At 35.3% G+C, this 7,537-nt stretch carries 12 protein-coding genes and 1 pseudogene; 5 read left to right on the forward strand and 8 right to left on the reverse strand.

Going from position 1 to position 7,537, the window contains the following annotated elements; genetic code table 11:
* Nucleotides 1-140: 140 nt before the first annotated feature.
* The 4 genes and pseudogenes from H6F47_RS28255 to H6F47_RS25950 form a co-directional block, all read right to left on the reverse strand.
* Nucleotides 141-386 (reverse strand): helix-turn-helix domain-containing protein, encoded by a 246-nt coding sequence (locus H6F47_RS28255; RefSeq protein ID WP_242027501.1) that lies wholly within the window; start codon nucleotides 384-386, stop codon nucleotides 141-143.
* Nucleotides 387-766: 380 nt separating this feature from the next.
* A pseudogene (locus tag H6F47_RS25940) lies at nucleotides 767-973 on the reverse strand (AAA family ATPase); the annotation flags it as partial.
* 57 nt (nucleotides 974-1,030) lie between these two features.
* Entirely contained in the window at nucleotides 1,031-1,480 is a 450-nt protein-coding gene (locus H6F47_RS25945; RefSeq protein WP_137666067.1) for a type II toxin-antitoxin system VapC family toxin, read from the reverse strand.
* Nucleotides 1,480-1,770, reverse strand: coding sequence for a DUF2281 domain-containing protein (locus H6F47_RS25950; protein WP_096572958.1), 291 nt, complete (start codon nucleotides 1,768-1,770; stop codon nucleotides 1,480-1,482). The genes H6F47_RS25945 and H6F47_RS25950 overlap by 1 nt, the downstream gene beginning before the upstream one ends.
* A gap of 343 nt (nucleotides 1,771-2,113) precedes the next feature.
* Here H6F47_RS25950 and H6F47_RS25955 point away from each other — a divergent pair, with 343 nt between their 5' ends.
* The 3 genes from H6F47_RS25955 to H6F47_RS28970 are packed head-to-tail and all read left to right on the forward strand — an operon-like array spanning nucleotide 2,114 to nucleotide 2,826.
* The gene (locus H6F47_RS25955; RefSeq protein ID WP_096572959.1) at nucleotides 2,114-2,431 is read left to right on the forward strand and encodes a hypothetical protein; all 318 of its coding nucleotides are present in this window, start codon (nucleotides 2,114-2,116) and stop codon (nucleotides 2,429-2,431) included.
* Complete coding sequence (locus H6F47_RS28965) at nucleotides 2,424-2,666, forward strand: PIN domain-containing protein (RefSeq protein ID WP_307722498.1); 243 nt, start codon at nucleotides 2,424-2,426, stop codon at nucleotides 2,664-2,666. Before H6F47_RS25955 ends, H6F47_RS28965 begins: the two co-directional genes overlap by 8 nt.
* Nucleotides 2,632-2,826, forward strand: a complete 195-nt coding sequence (locus tag H6F47_RS28970; RefSeq protein WP_307722497.1) for a type II toxin-antitoxin system VapC family toxin — start codon at nucleotides 2,632-2,634, stop codon at nucleotides 2,824-2,826. The genes H6F47_RS28965 and H6F47_RS28970 overlap by 35 nt, the downstream gene beginning before the upstream one ends.
* Before the next feature lie 200 nt (nucleotides 2,827-3,026).
* On the opposite strand, the gene H6F47_RS25965 is transcribed toward H6F47_RS28970, so the two are convergent.
* Nucleotides 3,027-3,365 carry a XisI protein gene (locus H6F47_RS25965; protein WP_096572960.1) on the reverse strand — a complete coding sequence of 113 codons (339 nt, stop codon included), beginning with the start codon at nucleotides 3,363-3,365 and terminating at the stop codon, nucleotides 3,027-3,029.
* Nucleotides 3,353-3,769, reverse strand: coding sequence for a XisH family protein (locus H6F47_RS25970; protein ID WP_096572961.1), 417 nt, complete (start codon nucleotides 3,767-3,769; stop codon nucleotides 3,353-3,355). Before H6F47_RS25970 ends, H6F47_RS25965 begins: the two co-directional genes overlap by 13 nt.
* Before the next feature lie 877 nt (nucleotides 3,770-4,646).
* On the opposite strand from H6F47_RS25970, the gene H6F47_RS25975 reads away from it, so the two are divergent.
* A complete protein-coding gene (locus H6F47_RS25975) occupies nucleotides 4,647-5,267 on the forward strand; it encodes a TenA family protein (RefSeq protein ID WP_096572962.1) in 621 nt (206 codons plus the stop codon).
* Between the two features lie 124 nt (nucleotides 5,268-5,391).
* Entirely contained in the window at nucleotides 5,392-5,835 is a 444-nt protein-coding gene (locus H6F47_RS25980; RefSeq protein WP_096572963.1) for a DUF2214 family protein, read from the forward strand.
* Between the two features lie 366 nt (nucleotides 5,836-6,201).
* Here H6F47_RS25980 and H6F47_RS25985 read toward each other — a convergent pair whose 3' ends face one another.
* Together H6F47_RS25985 and H6F47_RS25990 are read right to left on the reverse strand one after the other, a co-directional pair.
* Nucleotides 6,202-6,789: a DNA-3-methyladenine glycosylase 2 family protein gene (locus H6F47_RS25985; protein ID WP_199291302.1), complete on the reverse strand. Its 588-nt coding sequence runs from the start codon at nucleotides 6,787-6,789 to the stop codon at nucleotides 6,202-6,204.
* Nucleotides 6,790-6,811: 22 nt separating this feature from the next.
* On the reverse strand, nucleotides 6,812-7,504 hold the full coding sequence (locus H6F47_RS25990) for an alpha/beta fold hydrolase (RefSeq protein WP_347239113.1): 693 nt from the start codon (nucleotides 7,502-7,504) through the stop codon (nucleotides 6,812-6,814).
* Nucleotides 7,505-7,537: the final 33 nt, after the last annotated feature.

Raw genomic sequence — 7,537 nt, forward strand, 5'->3', positions numbered from 1 at the left:
GTAGTTTTATTGATGTACCACCTACAGGAATTGGTTTACCACCTGCATCAATTGTAAAACTATCATTTTTCCCTTTCTTTTTGAAGTTAGGATATTTAGACTGTCCTTGAAAGAATCTCTGGAAAGCTTCACCTAAACTATCATGCATCGTATTGAGTGATTTTCTGACAAATACCTTTTTCTTTAATCCATTCCAATTCAGGTTTGACATGATTGTTAAAGAATTTTTTGAGAAGATATTTGTTTGGTTTTAATCCATCCTTATACAACCAAGCCCAAGTTGCTAAACCCCAATTGTAGGTAAACCTTGCTATGCCAGCGTGTTTAGCCATGAATATTTCTTGAGTTTTATTTAACTTGAGTTTTGTTTTGATGGATAAAAGCATTTGCTGATGTCAACACTATACTTTATTATTTAATTCTGACACATTTTGCCTAATTTTTTAGTCAACTTATTCCATGTATACGTCAAATACTTGTAGTTTTGTATGTACTTGTATAGATTTGTCCAGTAAATTGTCAACTTAGGACAAGCTCAATGCTACCAAGATGTACAGCGGGAGCAACGCAATATTGTTCGGTTAAAGGAAAAAAGGGAGTAAGAACAAGAGACTTCCAATTAAAAAAATATTCCACAACCAAGTCATAGGGGGAATTTTAAGACTTCTGTGTACACTGTAGCCTTCAGCACTGGACTCACAACTACACCTCTAGCCTGATAATATATGCTTCAGGTACTAATTGCTCTACATAATCAGAGTGCGTGTCCGGTTGCTGTACCGAGAGTTGCGGCGATTGCGCGAAGCGCAGTGCCGGAGGCGATCGCTTGTAAAAGACTTGTTTTTCCAGCACCGTTCATACCGATGAGAACAATTATATCTCGCGCTAAACCAGTTTCTGGATCTGTGAAATCAAATAATGGGGAAGACCGGAATTTTTTAAAGTATTTTAGCTGTAGGGATTGAATTTTCATGTTTAGATTCTCCAGAAGAGGAGAAATAATAATTTTAAATTTTTAAAATATGGGGTTTCAAGTTATCAGCCAAGATTCAATAAACAATGTTCTTACTTGTTTAATACGTTGAAAATCGCTATCGGTTGAAACGATGGTAAGATTATGCTGTAGAGCAATCGCTGCAATCCACAAGTCATTTTCACCAAAACCTAAATCAGTTATTTTAGTTTTTCTCCGCTTGCTTTTTTCTTTGGGTGCAAATTGATTAAATAAATCAGCTTTGAGTTGCCCGTAAATATTAGCAGTTTCTTTTTCAATGTTATGGATATAGATACCTCTAAGAAAAGTTATGATTAGTGCTAAATTACTTTGTTGTCTTTGAGAACGTACAGCCATATCTATCAATTCTCCCTGCACAATCACACAGGTTGACACTAAACTGTTTTCGACCTCAAGCAGACGATTTAGTATATTGATATTTCCTAAAATGGCAAGACTACAGTGATTTGTATCGAGTAAGTACATTATTCAAAAGGATTATTATCATCAAATTTCGCTTGACCACGACTAGCAATGACTAGCCTTAGACACTCTTCTAAATCATCGCCTTCCCAAGTACCTATAGTTTTTAAATGTTCTAGAAGTGACTTTCCGGTAGAATTAACTGTAGGTGGTGTAGTAGATTCTACTTGATTTGATTTAGGTTGTAATTGGGTTTCTTTGGTTTTTAAGAAACGCAAAAAATTAAGTGTTTCAGCTATTAGTTCATCTGGTGCTGATTCAATTTCTTGAAAAAGTTGTTCTTTGATGGTCATAGTTATACCTATTATCTAATTAATGTGTCTGAACTGCAAATCAATCCACATCTAACCATTGATGCTTCTTCTTTAATTTTACAAGAAATAATTTATCGAAAATTTGGGGTTAAACCCCCGTTGTTCAGAGAGTATCATTACTCCACTCCCATTGTATAAGCATTGTAAAACTTCGGCAAATTTGAGGATTGAAAGAATATCAAGTCCGATTGTCAATAAATTATCAATTGATGATAGAAGTCGGGGACTTGGGTATGATGGCAAGATTGTTAATAAAAGTTTTCATCTTGTTTCTGGGAATATACTGTAAAATAAAAATACAAGTTGGGGAGATTTTATAATTATGCAAATTACAATAAATGTACCAGATAATTTAACAGATAAAATCCAGGATAAATTAGGTGATTTATCCGAAAAAATTATGAATAAATTAGCTTTAGAAGCTTTTTTAGAAGGATTGATTAACTTTAATGAATTTAGACAGGTGTTAGGTTTTCAGGATGATAACGCTTTCAAGGCTTTTTTATCAGCAAATTTCCCCCTACATTCTGGGGGGTTATTAAATTTAGCGGGGAGTTGTGCGGATATAGATTTTACCCTTGATGGACAAGGTATTGCTGATGATAGGGATAATGATTTAGTTGGGTTTTGTGATGAGTAATTCTTCACTTATTTATTTACTAGATACTAATGTTTGTATAGTGTATTTAAAGAATAAGGGTTCTGCTATAAATCGCCGTTTTGACAGCATAGAAGCAGACAAGATTGCTGTTTGTTCTGTGGTGAAAGCTGAGTTATTTTATGGCTCAAATCGTAGCAATAATCCTCAAAAAAGGTTAAATATACACAAATATACAACAGTTGTTTTTATATCAATTTGTATCTTTATATTTTGATGATAATTGTGCGGAAATTTATGGACAGATTCGGGCTGATTTAGCTAAAATTGGTACTCCTATTAGTTCCAATGGTTTACAAATTGCTGCTATTGCTTTGGCGAATAATTTAATACTGGTAACTCATAATGTAAGAGAGTTTAGCAGAGTTGATGGATGATCCCCCAATACTAGAAAATTATGAATGCAAAAATTTAGGCTCTTATTGATTTTTAAAAGCCGGGAAATATGGATATATAAGTAAGTCGGCATGAAAAAACCAAAGCAAGTACAAAAATACCTCAGCTAACACCAAACACCAAACACCTAATACCTAACACCTCTCATCCAGTATTTATGTTCAGGAGCAAGATATTCAGATTAGGCGATCGCAAATTCTGTATATTGTCTCATAAGAGGTGGATGAAACCCTAAAACAATTTCCTCTCGTGTGATTCCTTTATGTAACAAATCTGTCGCCACCCCATTTTCTGTCCAATCTTCCTCAATCCAAATTTTGTTATCCTTTAAACGGATATGAATCATCACACTCTTAATCCTCTCATCTTTGTGCCAACCCATCAATAATAAAAGATACTGTTCGTGTACTTCATCAAAAGCTAAAACACTCTCGGTTTGAGAACCAGATTTTTCATTGATTTGATGATATTCTGTTAAGGTTTCTTGGATAATTTGACGATAATGCTTTAATTTATCCATTGCATTATTACCTCACTTTCAGCATCAACGATTAACAACTTAACTTGATTGCGATTAATAATCATCTGGGTTAACTGGCGTTGAAAATAACTTTTATAAGTTCCATAAGTAATCGCTAAATATAATTCAAAATCTAATTCAGTCTCTAACAAAATATCTCGATAAACTACATACTGTCCCACAGCTTGTTCTAAATCATGAATAAAAGACCGACCTAAAAAACTTTTGACTTCTACCAGAATTTTTTGACCCTGTTTTTCTGCTGCAATTGATTTTTCTGCTGCAATATCCACATATAAGCGATCGCCACCATATTCCAAAGTATAATCTTCTGTTAAAATGTTCCAACCATCCTTGACTAATGCAAATCTTACAGCGTTATGGTAAATATCTTTTGCTGGCATCTATATTTTTGAATTACATACCACATCAATGTTATCCTAAAATTGAAAGCAAACGATCATTGATATATAGCACGATGCCTTCCACGTTCTCTCGCAGGACTGAACTTTCAAAAATGCGTTTTAAACTGTAAGCGCGTTAAATTTCGGGGTATAAATCCTTTTGTCTTGGGCGTAGGTTGGGAATTTTACCCGTTTCTGCATCTTGATGGAATTGTCGCCATTTAGAAAGGCGATGGCGCGGAGCGCAGTGCCAGATACCGTTGGCGAATATAATACATCTTTGTATTTTAAAAGATTACATAAGCTCAAGCCTTCAATCTGTGGTTGCTGCTTTTAGTTGTAACACTTTTGTTTATCCGTTTGTAACACTTTCGCCAACAGTATCAGTGCCAAAGGCAATCGCGCAACAGGTCTTCTGTAATTTCTAAGATTCACCTGATCTCAAAAGGGTTGATATTGCAAAGAGAAATAAAATCCATTATCTTGCAAGGAGTCTCCCTTATCCTTCACTCCAAATAAGCGATGTGATTGCCTACGGCACTGGCGTAGCCAATCGCTGCGCTCTCTTCTGTTCGATACGCCGAAGGCATCGCTCTCCCTATTTTTACCAACCAGGCGATTGCGCTCCAGCGCAGCGCCGGAGGCGAATCGCTCGCAAACCCCCAACCCTTAATCCTTCGTTGCTGATTCTCAATAAAATGAGGTTTTTATCAATAAGGATGAGGTGCATTGTGTAAAGAGTAGGTAGATTCTTAGGTCTTGAAACCTTTGCCACATATAAGTTTTAAGATTGTTAAGAAAGATGGGAGTAACGCATAGCAATGGCAATTAAGGTAGTTTTGCCACCTAAAAACATATCAAAATAATTGAGGTGAAAATGAGTTTATCTAATGAATTGTGGACAGCGAATCATGATTTAGCCCTAGCTTGTTTAGAGCATCCTTTTGTACAAGGCATTGGGGATGGTACATTGCAATCTGAAAAATTTGGCTACTATGTAGGACAAGATGCTTTTTTCTTAGAAGCTTTTGCTCGTGCTTACAGTATTGCCGCAGCTAAAGCACCAGATTGGCAAGGTTTTACCATCTTTCATGATTTAGCTAGTGGTGTTTTGGAAGAATTAAAACTACATGAAAATTATGCTCATCAATGGGGTGTGAATCTCCATGATGTAGAACCAGGAACAGCCACCCGTCGGTATACTGATTTTTTGTTGGCCACTGCTTGGACTGGGGAAGTGGGTTTAACTGCTGCTGCAATGTCTCCCTGTATGCGTTTGTATGCTTTTTTGGGAACAAGTTTAGCGGCTGATGGTATTCCTGAACACCGATATACAAATTGGATTCAAACTTATGGTGGTGCAGAATTTCAACCATTAACACAGCAATTAGACAGTTTAGTTGATAATTATGCTGTTGATTCCTCTAAACTTCATTCAACATACCGCTATGCTATGGTCTGTGAATATGACTTTTTTGAAGCTGCTTGGATGAGATAAATTTCACCCAAGAATTTAACCTATAAATCTTAATATTCTGAATTATTGATTACTTTTATTCGCTGGTTATAGTGCTAGTTTGGGATTGTTGTCTGTTAGTAAAATAACTACAAAATACCCAAAAATGTCTGTAAATATTATAGTTGCGTATTTACATTATCTGAGTTTCATGTTGTGTTTTGGTGCTTTGACATTAGAAGCATTTACTTTAAAAAAAGAGTTGAGTTTGCATGAAGCTTGGAGAATAGTAATTGCTGATGCGGTTTATGGTATATCAGCAGTTGGTATTCTTGTTACAGGTATTTTGCGTGTTCTCTATTTTGGTAAAGGTACAGAATATTATTTAAATAATCCATTTTTTTACGTTAAAGTAACAATATTTTTGCTGGTAGGTTTATTATCTATTTATCCTACGGTTTCCTTTATTAATTGGGTAAAAGATTTACTGCAAAATCAATCGCCTAAACTAGATTCAATAAAATTAGATCGTCTGCTGTTGTTAATTAGAGTTGAACTGGTTGGTTTTATTTTGATTCCGTTGTTAGCAACAATTATGGCAAGATATTAACAATTGAGAATTGAAAATGGACAATTGACAATTACAGCAGTTTCTGAAGATATGAAGTACACCTTTGGCGGGCAAGATGCCCGCACCACAAGAGTTTGATGATTTGTTTTTTTACCTCATAACATCGGTAAGTGCTGTATATATATTTTACTAATTATCAATTGTTAATTGTCAATTATCAATTGTTTAAACTCTGCCACAAATACCAACAAGCAATAGTGCGGTAAGGTTGCCATTGTTGGGCGATTTGTTCTAACCCACATTCCGCACCCCCCAGTGTCACAATCGGTAATTTCGGATTTTTGAATACCTTTGATGATAATTTTGATACAAAATAGTCTAAATCTTAGGTGGCGATCGCCAATCTCAAATCCCCAAACGACCATTTTTCGTTGTGTGACAGTTTAGGGTGCGGAAGGTGGGTTCTAATGTTTTTTTATTGGGCAAATCATCCAAATTATAAAGATTACGAATAGCAGCACGAATACCTAAGTCATCAACAGGTAAAATATCCCAACGATGTAATCTGAAAATCAGCAACATTTGTACAGTCCAGCGTCCTATTCCTTTGACTACAATTAAGGATTTAATGATTGTTTCATCGTCCATTGTTTGCAGTTCATCTATGTTTGGCAGTTCTGTAAAACGTTGTGCTAAGTCTTTGAGATATGTAATTTTAGGACGGGAAATACCCACAGAACGTAAAATATCATCGGGTGTATTGAGAATATCATTAGCTGTTAATGAATTATGATAAAGTTGTAAAAATCTCTGGTGAATAGCTGCTGCTGCTTTTCCTGAAAGTTGCTGATAAATGATAGCGCGAGATAAACAATAAAATAAATCTCCGGTTTGTTGTACCTGGTTTAGTCTGCATTCTCCTATCTGCAATATGACATCTGCTAAAATAGGGTCTTGTTTAAGTGTTTTGATGGCAACGGAGTAATTTATCATTAATTAGCTATTTCCTCAAATTTTAAATGCTGATAGTGAGAAAATTAATAATTTCATCTAAGAGTAATTGGGGTTCATCAACGCGGATCAAATGACCGCTATTTTCAAATATTTTCAAATGGGCGTTAGGAATAGCTTGGGCAATTTCTTCAGAAAATTCTGGGGGACAGATCCAGTCATGTCTTCCGGCAATTACAAGTGTTGGTGAGGTAATTTTAGGTAATTCGTTGAGAATATTATAGTTTCTTAAAAAGCCACTAAAGGCAATGTTAATGGCATCAACTGAGAGGATAGTTTGGTCTGAGTCTGGGGAATTTGTTTTCCGGTTATTGCTTTGGCAATACATTGGATTCATGATTTTAAAAAATTGCCGTAGCTGTTCTTCGTTTTCAAAATTACCTGCCCAAAGTTTTAGAGAGATCGCTTTTTGTTCTGGGTTTCCTCTTTGTGCTAAAATTTCTTGAGCGCGTTGTAAAAAACGAGAACTTGCTGTTGTGGCAATTACTATTAAATGAGAAACATTTTGTGGATATTTGATAGCATAGGAAAGAGCAACCATACCCCCATAGGAAGAACCAATTAAAATAATTTTTTCTAACCCCAAATATTGACGTAATGCTTCCATGTCGTCAACGTTATTTTCTAGGCAGAAATGTTGAATGTCGTTACAAAAGTTTACATATTCAGTTATAGTAGTCCTATTAAGGGTGAAAATGTCAACATCTCATGATATCTTCCATCCAATGAA

The sequence above is a fragment of the Sphaerospermopsis sp. FACHB-1094 genome (genome assembly GCF_014696195.1).
In the GTDB taxonomy this organism is placed as follows: domain Bacteria; phylum Cyanobacteriota; class Cyanobacteriia; order Cyanobacteriales; family Nostocaceae; genus Sphaerospermopsis; species Sphaerospermopsis kisseleviana.